This window comes from Candidatus Babeliales bacterium (assembly GCA_016929235.1).
In the GTDB taxonomy this organism is placed as follows: Bacteria; Babelota; Babeliae; order Babelales; family JABCYS01; genus JAFGJD01.
This window is the reverse complement of record JAFGJD010000004.1, coordinates 213,371-229,757: the sequence shown is the minus strand read 5'-3', so window position 1 is coordinate 229,757 and position 16,387 is coordinate 213,371. Positions and strand designations below refer to the sequence as shown.

Annotated in this window: 15 protein-coding genes and 2 tRNA genes; 5 read left to right on the top strand and 12 right to left on the bottom strand. The window is 42.0% G+C overall.

The features are described 5' to 3' along the window. Positions 1-10: 10 nt before the first annotated feature. Positions 11-673, bottom strand: a complete 663-nt coding sequence (locus JW872_01600) for a hypothetical protein (GenBank protein ID MBN1549334.1) — start codon at positions 671-673, stop codon at positions 11-13. An 11-nt stretch (positions 674-684) separates the two neighbouring features. Further along, the gene (locus JW872_01595; protein ID MBN1549333.1) at positions 685-1,449 is read right to left on the bottom strand and encodes a hypothetical protein; all 765 of its coding nucleotides are present in this window, start codon (positions 1,447-1,449) and stop codon (positions 685-687) included. A 168-nt stretch (positions 1,450-1,617) separates the two neighbouring features. Between JW872_01595 and JW872_01590 the strand changes: the two genes are divergently transcribed. Beyond that, positions 1,618-1,821 (top strand): hypothetical protein, encoded by a 204-nt coding sequence (locus tag JW872_01590; GenBank protein ID MBN1549332.1) that lies wholly within the window; start codon positions 1,618-1,620, stop codon positions 1,819-1,821. 202 nt (positions 1,822-2,023) lie between these two features. Here JW872_01590 and JW872_01585 read toward each other — a convergent pair whose 3' ends face one another. Beyond that, positions 2,024-2,476: a DUF1499 domain-containing protein gene (locus tag JW872_01585; GenBank protein ID MBN1549331.1), complete on the bottom strand. Its 453-nt coding sequence runs from the start codon at positions 2,474-2,476 to the stop codon at positions 2,024-2,026. A gap of 152 nt (positions 2,477-2,628) precedes the next feature. Between JW872_01585 and JW872_01580 the strand changes: the two genes are divergently transcribed. Beyond that, positions 2,629-3,870 carry a hypothetical protein gene (locus JW872_01580; protein ID MBN1549330.1) on the top strand — a complete coding sequence of 414 codons (1,242 nt, stop codon included), beginning with the start codon at positions 2,629-2,631 and terminating at the stop codon, positions 3,868-3,870. Positions 3,871-4,021: 151 nt separating this feature from the next. On the opposite strand, the gene JW872_01575 is transcribed toward JW872_01580, so the two are convergent. The 4 genes from JW872_01575 to mgtE all read right to left on the bottom strand — a co-directional run bounded on the left by JW872_01575 (position 4,022) and on the right by mgtE (position 6,332). Beyond that, entirely contained in the window at positions 4,022-4,666 is a 645-nt protein-coding gene (locus JW872_01575) for a class I SAM-dependent methyltransferase (protein MBN1549329.1), read from the bottom strand. A 57-nt stretch (positions 4,667-4,723) separates the two neighbouring features. Then, positions 4,724-4,801, bottom strand: a tRNA-Glu gene (locus tag JW872_01570). Between the two features lie 15 nt (positions 4,802-4,816). After that, positions 4,817-4,892: transfer RNA gene (locus JW872_01565), tRNA-Lys, on the bottom strand. A gap of 78 nt (positions 4,893-4,970) precedes the next feature. Continuing rightward, positions 4,971-6,332 (bottom strand): magnesium transporter, encoded by a 1,362-nt coding sequence (gene mgtE, locus JW872_01560; protein MBN1549328.1) that lies wholly within the window; start codon positions 6,330-6,332, stop codon positions 4,971-4,973. A 94-nt stretch (positions 6,333-6,426) separates the two neighbouring features. Here mgtE and JW872_01555 point away from each other — a divergent pair, with 94 nt between their 5' ends. Further along, positions 6,427-7,467, top strand: a complete 1,041-nt coding sequence (locus JW872_01555; GenBank protein MBN1549327.1) for an RluA family pseudouridine synthase — start codon at positions 6,427-6,429, stop codon at positions 7,465-7,467. On the opposite strand, the gene JW872_01550 is transcribed toward JW872_01555, so the two are convergent. From JW872_01550 to tadA, 4 genes are all read right to left on the bottom strand, one after another. Then, positions 7,448-8,044, bottom strand: coding sequence for a hypothetical protein (locus tag JW872_01550; protein MBN1549326.1), 597 nt, complete (start codon positions 8,042-8,044; stop codon positions 7,448-7,450). The two genes, JW872_01555 and JW872_01550, sit on opposite strands and share 20 nt — an antisense overlap. Before the next feature lie 474 nt (positions 8,045-8,518). Beyond that, positions 8,519-11,224 carry a translocation/assembly module TamB domain-containing protein gene (locus JW872_01545; GenBank protein MBN1549325.1) on the bottom strand — a complete coding sequence of 902 codons (2,706 nt, stop codon included), beginning with the start codon at positions 11,222-11,224 and terminating at the stop codon, positions 8,519-8,521. Further along, positions 11,221-11,766, bottom strand: coding sequence for a hypothetical protein (locus JW872_01540; protein MBN1549324.1), 546 nt, complete (start codon positions 11,764-11,766; stop codon positions 11,221-11,223). Before JW872_01540 ends, JW872_01545 begins: the two co-directional genes overlap by 4 nt. Further along, on the bottom strand, positions 11,720-13,432 hold the full coding sequence (gene tadA, locus JW872_01535) for a Flp pilus assembly complex ATPase component TadA (protein MBN1549323.1): 1,713 nt from the start codon (positions 13,430-13,432) through the stop codon (positions 11,720-11,722). The genes JW872_01540 and tadA overlap by 47 nt, the downstream gene beginning before the upstream one ends. A 179-nt stretch (positions 13,433-13,611) precedes the next feature. Here tadA and bamD point away from each other — a divergent pair, with 179 nt between their 5' ends. Both bamD and JW872_01525 read left to right on the top strand, forming a co-directional pair. Beyond that, positions 13,612-14,454 carry an outer membrane protein assembly factor BamD gene (gene bamD / locus JW872_01530; GenBank protein ID MBN1549322.1) on the top strand — a complete coding sequence of 281 codons (843 nt, stop codon included), beginning with the start codon at positions 13,612-13,614 and terminating at the stop codon, positions 14,452-14,454. An 11-nt stretch (positions 14,455-14,465) separates the two neighbouring features. After that, positions 14,466-15,089, top strand: coding sequence for a phosphatidate cytidylyltransferase (locus JW872_01525; GenBank protein MBN1549321.1), 624 nt, complete (start codon positions 14,466-14,468; stop codon positions 15,087-15,089). Here the strand turns inward: JW872_01525 and JW872_01520 are convergent. Then, positions 15,078-16,322, bottom strand: a complete 1,245-nt coding sequence (locus tag JW872_01520) for a histidine--tRNA ligase (protein ID MBN1549320.1) — start codon at positions 16,320-16,322, stop codon at positions 15,078-15,080. The two genes, JW872_01525 and JW872_01520, sit on opposite strands and share 12 nt — an antisense overlap. Between the last annotated feature and the right edge of the window lie 65 nt (positions 16,323-16,387).

Below are 16,387 nucleotides of genomic sequence, written 5' to 3'. Positions count from 1 at the left end.
CAAATCTACCTTAGGAAGCCAGCCTGCGATAAGCTGCCGTCGAAATCATAAGTCCTATAGGGAACACAAAGAGCATACCAATTCCATAGAGGGCCGATCCGATTCCATTCAAGATGAAGAGTATGAGATAAATAGCAAAGAGGTTAAGCTTGTGCCCTTCGGTAAGACGAGACGATGCGCGAAGCGCATCTATAATGCCCACCTCTCTATCAACCAACACTCTTGTTGCAAAACTAAACTGAATGCCCCAAATAATTCCTGGGACAACAAAGAGCATGGATCCGCCAAGCATAATCATTTTATACAAGAAGGATACGCCAATATAGCGCCATACTAGATGTTTTGCTTCAAAAAGTGTCCTTATACCAGCAGCTTGGCCATCTTCAATTCTCAAACTAAGCCTTATAAAGCCCATTGCCATTATATCAATGAGGACAAGGAAACCAACAAATATAACTGCCATAAAAAGCCATCCCCAAACAGGAGGGGCTGATTTTAAGGGAAAAGTTATTCCGAAAGTCCTAGAGATTAATACAGAAAGAATTCCCAATATTGAAATTACTACAAAAAACAGGCCTGCCGCAGAAAGCTCTGCACCAAGAAAAAGACCGATGTTTTCTATTGCGCGGTTAAATCCGCGCTTCACGAGATCAATAACATTGATCGCTTGCATAACGACTCCTTTCATCGTTTCTTTGGTTCCAACAACCTATACACGTGAATAAATGTTAGCGCAGCAACTGGAACAATGGTAAACCACGCTACTACTGCTCCCAACGTTACCACTTTTTGTATTCCCAAGGAAACATATAGTGGTTGCACACCTACTGCGCGAGCTAATTTCTCCTGGAAAAATGTACTCATGTAGGCGTAGCTCACGAGCATACGCAAGAAAAACGGAAACTCAAAAATAAACATTAAGAAAAACAAATGTAGTAATCTGCCTTTGGTTATCAAAGCACTCTGTCGAAGCGCCTTCATTGGTCCATAATTTTTATCAACTACAAGTGGCAGGACAAACATGTAACGAAGATACAACACAAGGAGAACCATGCCCAAAATAACATCTATGGCAAGAACATTTTTAAAAGTTAGTATCTTCATATGCGTGGCGATAAATGCACCAGGAAATATGATGAGTGGCAGAACCAAAATCACAACTCCAAGCAAAAGTGAAAAATAACTGATAAAATTATCGAAGGAAGGCCTCACGCTCTTCCATGCATATGAGGTACGGTCATGGAGCGACAACAGCAATTTTGTCTTGACAAGCGTCCAATAAATGCCAAACAATCCAAACATGATTGATGCAACTAACGAGAGAGGCAAGAAAAAATTTGCAATCTCAACAATAAACAAAATCAGGTAAAGATTCAGCAATATTTTCTTATATTTCCATGCCGTGGACTGCGCATGCCTCATGGCACTGAGAATTTCAATCCGCTCCATTAGGTCATCCTTCTTATATGAATTATTTTCCCTTGCATGTTAGTTTAAGAAAGCACACACGTAAAACTCAAGAGTCCAAATCTCTTGCTGTTTGATCTAGATTTTTTGTAGAAGATTATAGTACGGTTGAAACGGTTGTATCTCACATATTTTCATAAAGGTGAAACTATGGCATATAGCGTAAAATCAAAAAAGAGTGGGAAAATGTACTATCTCCACTCAAAACTTGTAAAGCTAGCTGGTGGTCGCAAGCAAACGATTTATTACTTTGCTGGTAAGGCAGGATCAAATGCAATCGACGCACTTCCTGCTGGATATGAGGTTATGGAGAATAAGCGCACAGGCCTCCCAATGCTCCGGAAAAAGAAATAAGCGCTTATCTTGAACACATATCTGTAAAAAATTATATTCTCCAGATATATCTTTTACCTTATGGAGGTTATGAAGTTTATCTGGGGAATATTTTTGTGTGATCCCTATGCATCACATTAGAAACAAAGTAGCCATGACTATACATAAATCTATAGCGAGTCTTTTATCTTAAAAGCGGAAACAGTGTAGAGCATCCACAAGTTCACTCTGCAACTAATATCTCAGAAAATAGTCTTTTCAACCGCTTAACACGTCTCTTATTAACACCAAAATCATATATTCCGGTTCTAGACGCAGAACGAATATGAATCACAGACAGGTCAGGAGGAAGATAAAACTCAACATCATCAATAAATTTCCACAATCTACTCTCACAAATAGCATGAATATATCCCGGTCGCTCTTCGACAACAGTAGTACGTGTAAACTTTGAAAGAATATCTTTCAGAGTTTGTTGCGCCTCTTGTCGAGAGCAGTGATATGTTAATGGCTCAGCATTTGGTTTTTCGCCATTAACATTTTGAGTAATAACACAATGCCATTGGCTATCACACGGTGTTAAACTTCCATCATTGACACCTAAACCACATAGTGGTTGAAATATTCCAACCACAAACAGCCCAAACAACAGACGATTAATAGTGATATTAACCATATTTTACTTCTTCCCTTACACTATACCTTCAAAAAAGACATAGCCTTGCAGCCCATTCAACTACCTTATAGAATTCAAATCGATTAACACTACTGCAAAACGATAACGAATGAAATATAATAAAAAACTCTCTTGAGATAAAAAGGATAAGAATGAATCTTCTGCTTCGTGTCATTGTATTATGTGCACTAGCACATATATCTATCGCGCAAGAATCAGTCTGGTCAGTTCTCATCTATATGGAACCAATGCAAGATCTTCATGATGCAGCATGGCGCAATCTCAATGATTTAGCACGCTGCACACAGCTCAATGATCAGGTTGATATTCGCGTTCAACTTCATTCATATGACAATATTGCATGGAGATACCGCATCAAACAGGGAATCTTCATCCAAGATTCGTGTGTAGAACTTACTAATAATTATGTGCACGATATAACCGATGCCGCACAATGGGCATATGCAGGCTCCTCAACCTACCATGCATTGATATTCTGGGGCCATGGCCATGGGATTCTTACACCAACATATAATCCCGAAACAAAAAAATGGGAGGTAGAAGATGATGATGCGTTTCAGGCGTGTGAGCTCTGCGAATCGTTACCCGTTCCTCTTCTACAAGAGGAACACTCTAAAGCTATTCTGCTCAATGAAACAACGCAAAAATGCTTAGATAATCACCAGATGATAGCTGTGCTCGAAAATATCACCGACATTCTTGGAGGCCGACATCTTGATCTCGTTGGCATGGATGTTTGTTTAGGAGCATCTTTAGAGCATGCATATCAAATTGCGCCATATACCAACTATCTTGTAGCATGCCAAAATTGTGAACTATCAGATGGATTTGAATATCATGGATTAGCATGTGCACTTGCGACATTAAATTCACCAACAGAGCTCACGAAAGAAATGCTCACAGATTATGGCACCTACTATGAATCTCGTGCTGAGCTTGGCAACTACACCCTATCGGTCATCAATTGTAAGAAGGCTTATGCTGTGCGTGAACAACTCGATCGTGTCTGTCTTATGTTACTCGACATCATTGAACACGATCCTGAAATGGTATCAATCTTAGGAAAAATACGAAGCAACAGCGTTAATTTTTGCTTCGTTCCCGTATACACAGACTTATGGCAAGTTTTCAATCTACTCAAGCAAGAGCTTGAAAACCAGGCTATCTATCCAGAACTTGTAGAGGAAATTACACAAGCACACTTGGCCATTAAAGATGCCGTACTCGGCAATACAACGGGACACAATATGAAACAGGTGCATGGAATGTCAATTTACTTCCCATACTCACATATAGACAGCTCGTACCCAATGACCTTGTTTGCGCAAACATCATATTGGTTATCGTTACTACAACAACTCTGCAGGAATTAACAAGCACATGATCCGAAAGAACCATCATGGAGAAATCACTGAAAAATCGGCCGATATTGCGCATAAAGCTCAAAGCTTTAAGAAAAAAATTACCACCTCCTGAAAGAGCTTTATTCTTCTGCTGATTGAACTTTTTCTTGCCAAACCGCTATCATGATAGCGGTTTTTCTAACATGAGATTATATGAAAAAAAATCAGAGACGATTCTCTTCTGCGTAAAGCCCACTTTTTTGGCAAGAGCCCTAACATTCTTAATTCTTTGATAATGTGGATCAAAAATAGTTTCCGTTATCGAAAGAATACCTCCTGGCTTTAGCGCATTAAAAACTTCTTCCAATGCTCTTTTTTGCTGAGGAATTTCTCCTAAAACCGTTACTAATAAGGCCCTATCGTAGATATTATGCTCAAGCATTCCATCACCTAATGCTGCATGCACAAAATCAATATTATCAAGTCCCGCCTGTTGTGCTTTTTCTTTTGTCAGATCCAGCATTTCTTTTTGAACATCTATGGCCGTCACGTTTCCTGCGGCCGTCACTTGTTTAGCCACAGGTATAGTAATTCTACCGGGACCACACCCTGCATCCAGTACATACATCCCACTCTGTAGCCTTAACGACTTAATGATTTCTGCAGATTGATTAAGTCTAGTAAAGGGATTATCTCTCTCAATCATCCATCCTAGCCATGACGGACAAGGGATATTCCGTTTTTGAGAAACAAACCGCCAAATGATAAAAAATAGAAACAGCGAGATAGCAATAACTACGAGGCTATAAAAGAAATAGTTCATCATTCCAACACCCACCTTAAAACCAGCCAGTTAGATAGGAGAAAGAGAGCAGATAAAATTTGGCGTCCCCAAAGGGATTCGAACCCTTGTTTTCGCCGTGAAAGGGCGATGTCCTAGACCAGGCTAGACGATAGGGACGCATTTCAAGAAAACTGGTGAGCCGCGATGGACTCGAACCATCGACCCTCAGCTTAAAAGGCTGGTGCTCTACCAACTGAGCTAGCGGCTCACGGTATTCGCATTGTATACGATACGTGCTTTAAAGCTATAGTTCAGGCTATTCTTTGTCAAGATTGGCAACGCTGGTTTAACCCAGGATTAAATAACTTACATAGCAGTAAATAAAGAGCCCAAGAATATCCATAAGCGTAGCTAACCCAGGACCAGCGGAAAGAGCTGGATCAAGACGTAATTTCTTGAGAAGGAGAGGAATAGAACTACCCAGCACAACCGACACTAAGACAAGGAGCGCTAGTGACGAACTAACCGCTATACCACTAAGCAACCGTCCTGTGCCATGGGTAATTAAAATTCTAATGAATGAAAAGAGACCAAGCACCCCGCCAAGAAAGACCGCCATAAGGAGTTCTCGCTTGACAAAACGCATCATATTATTCGGGGTAATCTCACCAGATGCCATCCCCTGAATAACGATCGCAGACGTTTGGCTACTTGCGTTGCCACCCGTACTGACTAACATCGTGATGAAGTAGGTTAGAAACCCAGTAAGCACTGCTTCATAATGTTCAACAATAATCGAGGATAAGGTTTGCGCCACGAGAAGAACACCAAGGATTGATCCTCGCTCATATGCCATTTTAAAAAATGGCGTCTCAAAATAGCGCTCTTTGATTGGTGCCATTGCAGACATCTTATAGACATTTTCACTTGCCTCTTGCTCGATAATATCCACAAGTTTATCGGTCGTAATCACTCCCAGAAAAATACCGCGTTGATCTACAACAGGCACCGTGACAAGGCCATAGTGAACCATCTGATGCGCCACAGACTCCTGATCTTCCGTTACCTGAACCACAAGCTCATTCTTCCTCATAAAGGCAGAGATCCGCGTTGATGGTGAATGTATCACTAAATCCTCGAGGTTTACGTACCCCACCAAGTTCTGTTCTTGATTCGTTACAAAAATACGACGATGAAGATCCTGATCTGGTTGTAAGCGCTGAAGAACATGAATACTGTTTTCTACGGTGAAATCTTCGATTAGGGTCACAACATCCGTCGCCATAATCCCACCCGCAGATTCCGGGTCGAATTGCAACAATGAAATGACCGTGTCCCGATCTTTTTTATGAAGAAGTTTAAGATACCGCTTAAGATCATCGTCAGAAAGATCCTCAAACAAATCTGTTAGCTCATCAAGAGGCGTAGCCCCAAGGATCTCCGCTCTATCCTTATCTGAAAGAAACGAGAGCACAAAAACCTTGAGCGATTCAGATAAATCCTGAAACACCGATGCCTGCAATGTCTTGGGAAATGTGAGAAACAATTTTTTGGCGTGGGCCCTATCAAGATCACCCAAAAAGGTTGCGATATCAGCTGGATGAAGTACGACTAGGGAATCCCAAAGAGCGAGGCCAATAGGCTCTTTTTTTTCAAGGACCACCTCTATATTTTCCTTGACGCCACTAAAAATGCTTCCTGGTATCATAACTCTTCCCATCCTTGCATACTTTTTCTTGGTTCAGGATGACATGCCTTTCTTAGAGGGATCAAGAGTTTCTGATCACCGATCAGCAAGACACATGGTACGACCTCATCGTAATCCAATGCCCTCTGATTGTCCATTTGACTTTACAGGTAATTATTTTAGCTTGAAGCTTATGAAGAAAAACGAGATCCCAACGCCAGAATCAGTTCATAGCTTTACCGCGACATATGATGATGACCAGCACCGCATAGACATCGTAGTCTCTAAGCGGTTTCCTAGTCATTCAAGAAGCTTTTTTAAGTCATGTTTTACACGTGGCCTCATCAAACTCAATGACAAAATCATCACAAAGATCAGCACACTAGTGAAAATGAATGATGTGATAACGGTCACTTTCCCGCAGGAAAAAAGCATTATTACTCCCCAGGAACTTCCCAAAAATCTAGACATTCCAATACTCCATATAGATGGGCATTTTTTAATTATCTGTAAACCAGCCGGCCTGATCACACACGCGTCCACAACCAAACCCCATGATGCAACTCTAGTAGACTGGCTCCTAACTAAGTTCGAAGATATACGCGAGATAGGTGATACTGCTCGTCCTGGCATCGTACATCGCCTTGATAAGAACACCTCGGGGATTATGGTGATCACACGCACAAATTATGCACATATGATATTTGGAGAATTGTTTAAAGAGCGTAAAATCAGAAAAACATATCTCGCATTAGTTCAGGGACATCCAGATGAATCAGGAACAATCTCGTGGTGGATTGATCGACACCGTGTCTATAAACATAAAATGACTCACGTTGTTCCAGAGAAAGCGCGTAAAACAGCTCGCTTTGCCCAAACCTTTTACAAGGTAATACAATACTTTGAAAACGCAGCCCTCATAGAATGTGTCCCTGCCACAGGACGCACCCATCAAATTCGTGTCCACCTAGCCGCGCTTGGGCATCCCCTACTAGGAGACACCACCTACGGAACCGGATCCAAACTCATTAAGCGACATGCACTTCATGCGCATACACTTGCATTTACATTTAATGAGAAAGAATATTCATTTGAATGCCCAGTGCCAAAAGATTTTGAGACAGCAATCAAGCGACTTAAGCAGCCGGTCTCATGAGTAACCTTCCCTCTATCTCACGAGGAATTACAAACGAAGTATCAATCCGAGATGCTTGCACTACTTTTTGACGATACTGTTTAGTATTTTTGTGCCTACACAAACGCTTAAATTCACGCTCGTATGCATGGACAACTTTGATATCATCTTCGATGATCACATTCTCACAGTTTTTTGACGTAGCAGCATGTGTAGGATTGTATGACCCTGTCCATACACATGATTTATGTCGATCATTGGATCCAAATATAAAAAACTTATGGTGCATAATCCCATCACCATAATATACCAATACCGGGATATCATAAGTAGCAATATCAGGAACCTTGGTCCATTCCCCTTCGAGCGCCGTCTTGCATACAAGCAACGTAATAGAGACACCCCGTTTGTGCGCGCGGACTAATGACCTTGCAACATGGACATCGGTAAAACAATAAAGCGCGGCATTGATACTTTTTTGTTCACGGTCGATATAGCGGCACAGTTCGTTTCTAAGCTTAGTTGATGATGTAAAATGCACATCAACTGCCTGAGCATAAATAGTACAAAGAACTACACATACATACCAGCATTTCATACCGTCCTTTCCTCTCTTATGCACTACAAAAAATTGTTCATAAAAAACAATGCTCCCACAACTCCTATACTAAAGACCACCAATTGTCGACATGATTCAAGAGATTGTCCTTTAAATTTATTCTCAAAGTCCTGCTGCAGCAAAGCGCCTAGGCGCTCGCGGGCACGCTCAGCAAGAAACTCATTTGTCTCAAGATCAAACAAGCGCCGGATCGCGCGAGCAGATAAACTATGCCCCCCTCCTTACGTCCTCCTCTAAGCTCGCCAGATCATAGCAAATACGATTTTCGAAAATAGACGGAACAACATCGCTTCTCGTTTCATCACATCGTTAACATCTACAACATGGTATATGTGTAACGTACTGTAATGGTGAATCTGGTTGAATATCCACGTCCACACAACATTGAAAAGCAACAAAAGACCAAGGGAAAGTCATTCGCGCGCATGTAAGCTCCCATATTGTGTATATGCGCTAAAATTTCCATTTCATTTCTACTTCACCACCAAGGTTTCCACGCTCATCCTTTATCCCTCGGAGACTAATATCATCTGACAACTGATAGTCAACCTCAAACCTCGTATCTTCGGACAATGAAAATCCTTGCTCGATGCGACCAGTCAAATGATCACTCACATCTACTTCTATAATACCCTTTAATCCCCCACGCCCCGACTGATCAGAAAACTTTGGAATAAACCGAACATAACTTAACGGCTTCAGTAATCCCCTAAAATATTCTTCAAGCTTTTCCTGCGACTGTGCCGGTCCAAACAAAATATATTGAAGATTCTGCATGATCAATGCCGGCATCAAGATGCTCAAAGAGCTCTCTTCAGATCCCGCAAGCAGTAATGCTATAATTTGTTCTTCAGTAAGCGCAGGGCTTGATTCAAACATAATATGCGGATCTTCCAATGTCCCCACAACACGCATCGTTACTGCGTATTTTTTAATACGACCCTTGGCCGTCAGCTCAATGCCAGGATTTTCTAGACGATATGGCACCAACTCTAAGCGTCCATGCGTCACGGTAAGCGGTTTATACGGAAACTTGATCTTACCAGAAAGCAGCTCTATCGTTCCTAATACCGCTAACTTTTCTAATGGCCCATGTAAAGATACACGCATCATAGCTTCCGCATCCCATAATGACGTTCCAACGATCAATGGATGCCGTGTCTCAATAAATACATTCATAAACGGATTGAATCCTAATGCGCTGCCGGGAGACATAAAGAATGAATACGACATATCACCCGACATGATATTACCTTTTGATTGCGAGCGATCTAACACAATGGTGCCGTCAATCTCCATACTTGAAATCGGATGATCACGTATCATCAGATGACCCGATGTTACCGCAAATAAATCACGCTGCCAGCTCACAAAGCACTGGTCAAAGCTTAGTGGAACATGAAAAAATGTTGGGGTATACGAAGTATCAAACAGTACACGTGCAGATGATATAGCAACATTACCACGATGGAGAGAACACACCAAATCATTTATTTTTGCGCTACGATGAACAGGATCAAATTGGAAGTTCATGGAGAACCCGTCAACCACATTGTACATACGTGGAACTTTGATCATCCCGTCTTGTAACGTAACAGAGCCTGAGATCACAGTATCATACGGTTCAATCTCGACATGAAATCGGCCTTCACCAACAACATCATCTCGCACTAAACGAGGTACACAGGAACGCAATAATGCATAATCAACATCACCACTTAAACGGCAACTCGTATCGTCTGATGACAGTAGTGCAAGTAATTTATTCCCCTCTGCATAGCTGGCATGCTTAATGTGCACTGTATCAGTCACACTTGCCCGTACAGCAAGATGTCGATCTAGCCATTCCACTTCACCAGCGACTTCCCTCCCATTTTTTTTGCCCTGAATAGTTGCAGAAGAAACGGTATCCAACACCGCATCCGTGATATGACCGATACCAACGAGCTCCCCATCTCCTTGAGTATTACACGAAAGTTGTACCATAAGATCACGAGGTTGAATCCTATAATGGAACAAACTCGGTAGCCCTAATACAGTTTTATTTGTCAAGGATACAAGCCCATTGCCTTCCTGGCTCAACTCCCACGACCCGATTATTTCGTTGTTGCCCGTACAGGAACATTCGATCATACCCTTCCACGACTGCTCGCATGCTGAAATAGAACACCACGCTTTAGTAATAGGTACAAAACCCATTAGCACATCAGACAACGAACACATACCATGCGCTGTATGGAGAGGATCTGACATAGACCCTTGAAGTTGTAGCACACATGATCCAGCTCCATCGCCAACAGACTGATCAAATACCACTGAACTAACATAACTCCATGGAAGCTTTGCACGACACATATAATGACCATGCCGATCAATACTAAGCGGCTCGATAAGTAAGTCACGGTCACTGGTATACACACGGAATTCCAGATCATTATGTGCATATGATCCAACCACAAAACATCGTTGTTCTCCTTGTAACTGTGGAAGTTCAACAGTTAAAGAGCAGTCAATTTTTGGCTCTAGCTCCCCAATATATCGAATTGAACCCAAAAGCGTATGTGCATATGTTGTCCCAAGGCGCGTGATTGTTCCACCCGTTGGGTATATTGTTACTTTCATAAAATCACCAACGCTTGCAAACGTGCTATGAACGGATGTATTCAAAGTGATACCAGTTCGCAACTCAGCACATTCAAAGGTCCCATTAGGTATAGATAAACGCTTCAAAAATACAGGGACATCAATACCTTCTGCGCCAAAAATTTTTTGATAATGTGGCAAAATTGCAAGAGAACCAAGATCCATTTCAGAAAAAGCCGTATAGCCATACAGCGTAATATCTAACTCTCCGATGCGCTTCGTTATTATCTTCCACCATGGAGCTGTAACTACTGCTCTTTTACTCCTCCATGACCATGTTCTAGCTCCTGAACGAGGAACCACAGAAAGATTATCTAGAACAAGATGTGGCGTAAAAAAATTAATCTCAGATACCTGACATGAAAATGAGCAATCAAAGGCAGAGCTCAAATACTCTTGCAATCGCTGCTGCACCACTGAATAAATCGTGCCGTTAAACTGCAAAAGATACAACGCCACACACATACCAAGCGCAATGGCATTAAAACTTTTAATGATTGTTTTTATGTAACTCATGTTATCGCAATCCAGCGCCCATTATACCGATATAGACACACCCGCGGAGGACCTTCAACTGGAATTGTCAACGCATACTGACATCGATGCGCTGGATCACTACAGTAGATACTCCCTGCTTGTATTGTTCCTTCTGCATAGAAGGTAATCGTATGCCGCTCAAAGGTTACCACATCGGAGGGGAAATTTCTCGGTGCCGCTGGAGGACCTTTGATTCCATCACCAAGATGAAATCGCACCTCTGGTGGGAACGTCACGGTCATATCATCATATGAGTACGCATGACATTCAGGATGCAGCACGATAGTACATGAACGTTGCTCCATCACAGCACGCTGCTGTTGCAACTCACATGCATTCATGAGCATGTGTAATTCGGTTTTTACCTTTGACTCATAGAAAAACGGAGTAATATGCGGAAAACTCAGCGTAACAATCAGTGAAAGCAATGCACACACAACAACAGTCTCAAGAAGCGAAACACCGCTACTACATCTAGACGTCAATGTCACCTTCCATGTTAGCAACTGCCAAGACTTCATCGATCGTTGTTTTGCCTTCTTTTATATTTTCAAGACCATGTGTAATCAGAAGCACCATGCCATCTGCCAATGCTTGCTTACGTATTGCAATCGCATCAGCTTGCTGCATCGTCAATTGAGCAACCGCTGGCGTCATTTCCATAACCTCGAAGATTGCAAAACGGCCCTTATATCCTGTTTCTTCGCATTCATGACAACCAACAGGCTGGTAGAAGGTAATCTGAGCCGCTTCTGCATCGGTAAGTCTAAGTTGTTTAATTTGAGCAGCTTCTGGTTTATATGCTTGCTTACAGTCATTACACAATTGGCGAACTAATCGCTGCGCCACAATGGCAACAACCGTCGACGCTATCAGGAATGGTTCAATACCCATATCGAGCAGACGAGTAATGGTTGCGGGAGCATTATTGGTATGAATCGTACTCAACACTAAGTGACCGGTAAGCGCAGCCTGAATAGAAATCTGTGCCGTTTCTTGATCACGTGTTTCACCAACCATGATTATATCCGGATCTTGTCGCAAGATGGAACGAAGCGCAGCTGCAAATGTCAGACCGATCTTTTCCTTAACTTGGATCTGCGCAACTCCTGTCATCTGGTATTCAACTGGATCCTCAACAGTCATTATATTGACCTCAGTTGAATTCAATCGGTTCAAGATCGAGTACAAAGTCGACGTTTTACCAGAACCAGTCGGACCGGACACAAAGAAAATACCATTGGAACGCTCTATACACTTTTTGACAATACCAAGATCACGTTCAGAAAAACCAAGCTGTTCAATATCTAAGAATGCTCGCGTTTTATCAAGCAAACGCATGACCACGCGCTCGCCAAATGTCACCGGAATAATCGACACACGAATATCAATGGATTTGTCAGCTACTTTAATTTGAATACGACCATCTTGTGGTTTTCGCTTTTCAGCAATGTTAAGATTTGACATGATTTTGATACGTGAAATTAATGCCGCTTGCACACGCTTTGGCGGCGTTTCGACCGTATACATAACACCATCTATACGGTAGCGAATACGTACCTCTTTTTCGAATGGCTCAACGTGAATATCCGACGCACCCCGTTTTACTGCCTGATACAAAATATGGTTCACCAATTTAATAACAGGAGCCTCACTTGCCATTCCAAGAATGTCGGTCTCGGTAATCTCATCGAAATCGATAACCTCGTCGCCGACTGATTGTTCTTCTTCCAGCTCTTCAAGCATTTCCTTTGTGCCCTCGAGTGGATAAAAACGATTAATACTATCAACAATCACCTTGGAAGACGCAACCGCAACACGATTAGGCGAACCAAAAATAAGTGCAAGATCATCAAGAGGCCGAAAGTTATAGGGAACTGCAGCAACAAAAACAAGATCCCCATCTACCTTAACAGGAATAACATGATTATCACGTAAAAATTTCAGTGGAACACGAGCAAGCAAAAGTGGATCCGCCATATCTTCAGTAAGAGCCTCAAAGTATTGAAGACCACTTTGTTCTGCATAGATCTGCGCAAGAGCCTCTGGATTAACCAGGCCTTTGTTGACCAAACATTCTTCAAGAGATATCCCCTGCTCGACAGCCTCTTTTTTACATGCGTCTAGCTGTTCCTGAGTCACCAATCCTTTTGTTATCAGCAGGGATTCTAGGTCTTTATTTCTCATTCAGCACAACCTCAAATCATGCGGCAGATTCTTTGTTTTTCACAGAATACCATACACACGAGAATGATCCTACTATGACTCGCAGACGCTTCTCAAGAAAAGCCTCGAGCTTTACCGACTACGGCAACTTTTCTATACTCTCGATCATATGATTATGAACCCCTGTGCGGAGGCTATCCATGTCCATACGATTATTAGTGCCACTCCTCCTGACTTTTGCCATATGCTATGGCAAGAAGAGCACGCCACCACAAATAGCAAATCCCCTCAAGGAAGAATACTACGCCCGACGTGCGCAACAAAAGGAACGGACGTCACATAAACGCAAGCTCATGACAGAGTTGTCTATTGAAGAGTTGGAACAACGAAAAAATAAGTTATTAGCAACCAACAAGATCATGGCATTCGAACACATCGAGTACATGCTCGGGCATAGCGATGATCTTGATCTCCTGAAACAACTACGGCTTGAACGTGCCGATCTTTGTTTTGACTTGGGACATCTTGCCAAAGCAGAAGAATTCTATCGAGAATATCTTACATTATACCCAGGAAGCGATAAAACTGAGTACGTCAACTATAAAACGCTGCTATGCTGTTTTTACGAAACATTAGAACCAGACCGAGACCAAACCAAGACTCGTGAAGCCCTTCAAACTGCTCAAACCTACTTAGAACAACCAACCAATACTCAGTATCTAAAAGAGGTAAAATCAATTCGACGTCAATGCTACAATAAGCTATTTGAGAGCGAGGTTAATGTGTTTGAATACTATCTCAACAACAACAAATTCACAGCCGCCGAACAACGGCTTGCTCATATCAAGGATGAATTTAAAACAAGCATCTCTAATATTGAGGTGAAAACCTTACGCCTTGAATGCGCGCTTGCTGAAAAGCAAAATGACATCGAGAAAGCGCAAAAACTTCAGGAGCAAATTGCTACACATGCTCTCCCCTTGATCAACAAGGATCAGCAGCTTGCCATTGGTCATAAGCGTCGTTACTCAGCCATGTTCTAAGAAAGAAAACCGTGAAATCTTTCGTACAACGCAGCCTCACTGGAATCGCATTCGGTGTAGCCCTGTTACTATTTTTTATATTTCCACGCCCACTTATCTTTTCACTACTCCTATTTACTCTCTTTATTGTAATTGTTGGCTGGGAGCTTCCATACTTGAAACGCTACCAGAATCTCGCAACCATCTATACTACACTAGGCTTTATAACAATCATTGCGCTCAATCGGACTGATTATCGTCCACTAATTGTATACTTGTTTCTTCTTGTCTTTACCTTTGATGTAAGTGCATACATCACTGGAACATTAATCGGACACTACAAACTCGTCCCACGACTTAGTCCAAAAAAAACGTGGGAAGGCCTTATAGGAGCAATAATTATTACCACGACACTGTTTGTACTGCTCACACATCATGAAGCTTTGTTTATACGAATTGGATATGGGCTTATGCTTTGTGCCACCGCTTTTCTTGGCGATCTTTTTGTCTCCTGGCTTAAACGAAAAAATAATATCAAAGATACAGGATCACTGCTTCCCGGACACGGCGGGCTCCTGGACCGCTTTGACAGTGTGCTACTTACCGCATTTACTTTTTATGTCTTACGAAACGAACTGGCTCGTTTATTGCTGTAGATAGGCAATTAAATCTGCATGAGCAACAGTTGCTTCTTCCCCTGTGGTCATATGTTTGACTTTGACAGTCTTATTATCTTGCTCTTCAGACCCAATCAATAGACAGTACGTTGCGCCAAGCTTATTAGCTTTACGCATCATACTCTTAACTGAATCACCCTCGAGAAGTACTTCCGTATATAGTCCATGTTGGAGTGTTTGATATGCAATCAACAACGCAAGAGTATGTTGGTCTGTGGAAAGTGGCATAATCACATGGAGACGTGGTTCTTTGTAAATCGGCAATGCGTCCTTGATAGGATCTAATAACAATAACATGCGCTCGATGCCAATAGCTGCGCCAACTGAAGGTTGATCTTTTTTACCTCCCAATGCAGATACAAGATGATCATAACGACCACCACCGCAGAACGCACTTTGTGCACCAAGATGCGGACTTACAAACTCAAAGACTGTTTTATTATAATAATCCAAGCCACGGACAAGTGTTGGCATAACTGTATAAGCTACATTCGTACTATCAAGATACTCCTGAAGCTGCTGCCATTCATCGGCAGACGCTTTAGAGAGGTATTCAGTTAACACCGGCGCTTTTCTATATAGGGTCTGGCATGACACTTCTTTACAGTCATACACGCGCATGATGTTCTTATCTTTACGCACCTTACATGTCGCACAAATCTGATCAACATGCTCATTAAGAAATTTCTCAAGAATTTTTCTAAACGCCGCACGATCCTCCATGGTCCCTAGAAAATTAATATGGAGAGCATAAGAATCAAGCTTAAACCGATCTGAAAAGAGCCGGTCAAGCATAGCGATCATATGCGCATCTTGTGCTATAGAATCGGAACCAATTACTTCTAAGCTTAATTGATGAAATTGTCGGTAGCGACCTTTTTGTGGTCGCTCATGACGAAACATTGGCCCCCATAGAAACACCTTCCATGGCACCGTCTGAATACCATTTTCAATAAATGCGCGAACTGTTGATGCGGTGCCCTCTGGACGCAAGCAGATTGATTCAGACTCCGTATTGAGAGTATACATCTCCTTGGTAACAATATCTGTTTCCAAACCGAGAGACCGTTTAAAAAGCTCAGTGGGTTCTATGATCGGAGTCGCAATTTCATTAAAGTGATATTGGGCGAGATGTTCTTTTGATTGTGCTATAAAAAAATTAAATAAAGTTAGGTCAAGAAAATCCTGAGTCCCTTTAACACGCCGTATCATACATCCACTCACTGATTAAAGAACAATTGTATCACTCTCTTAAAGTAGTCTAGGAAAACAATACC

What these genes read in the sequence shown, in the direction of transcription:
- JW872_01555 (MBN1549327.1), top strand. Translation starts at nt 6,427, where the DNA reads ATGGTACGACCTCATCGTAATCCAATGCCCTCTGATTGTCCATTTGAC.
- JW872_01545 (MBN1549325.1), bottom strand. Translation starts at nt 11,224, where the DNA reads ATGAGTTACATAAAAACAATCATTAAAAGTTTTAATGCCATTGCGCTT.
- JW872_01575 (MBN1549329.1), bottom strand. Translation starts at nt 4,666, where the DNA reads ATGATGAACTATTTCTTTTATAGCCTCGTAGTTATTGCTATCTCGCTG.
- JW872_01585 (MBN1549331.1), bottom strand. Translation starts at nt 2,476, where the DNA reads ATGGTTAATATCACTATTAATCGTCTGTTGTTTGGGCTGTTTGTGGTT.
- JW872_01595 (MBN1549333.1), bottom strand. Translation starts at nt 1,449, where the DNA reads ATGGAGCGGATTGAAATTCTCAGTGCCATGAGGCATGCGCAGTCCACG.
- JW872_01520 (MBN1549320.1), bottom strand. Translation starts at nt 16,322, where the DNA reads ATGATACGGCGTGTTAAAGGGACTCAGGATTTTCTTGACCTAACTTTA.
- bamD (MBN1549322.1), top strand. Translation starts at nt 13,612, where the DNA reads ATGTCCATACGATTATTAGTGCCACTCCTCCTGACTTTTGCCATATGC.
- JW872_01590 (MBN1549332.1), top strand. Translation starts at nt 1,618, where the DNA reads ATGGCATATAGCGTAAAATCAAAAAAGAGTGGGAAAATGTACTATCTC.
- JW872_01600 (MBN1549334.1), bottom strand. Translation starts at nt 673, where the DNA reads ATGCAAGCGATCAATGTTATTGATCTCGTGAAGCGCGGATTTAACCGC.
- tadA (MBN1549323.1), bottom strand. Translation starts at nt 13,432, where the DNA reads ATGAGAAATAAAGACCTAGAATCCCTGCTGATAACAAAAGGATTGGTG.
- JW872_01580 (MBN1549330.1), top strand. Translation starts at nt 2,629, where the DNA reads ATGAATCTTCTGCTTCGTGTCATTGTATTATGTGCACTAGCACATATA.
- mgtE (MBN1549328.1), bottom strand. Translation starts at nt 6,332, where the DNA reads ATGATACCAGGAAGCATTTTTAGTGGCGTCAAGGAAAATATAGAGGTG.
- JW872_01550 (MBN1549326.1), bottom strand. Translation starts at nt 8,044, where the DNA reads ATGAAATGCTGGTATGTATGTGTAGTTCTTTGTACTATTTATGCTCAG.
- JW872_01540 (MBN1549324.1), bottom strand. Translation starts at nt 11,766, where the DNA reads ATGAAGTCTTGGCAGTTGCTAACATGGAAGGTGACATTGACGTCTAGA.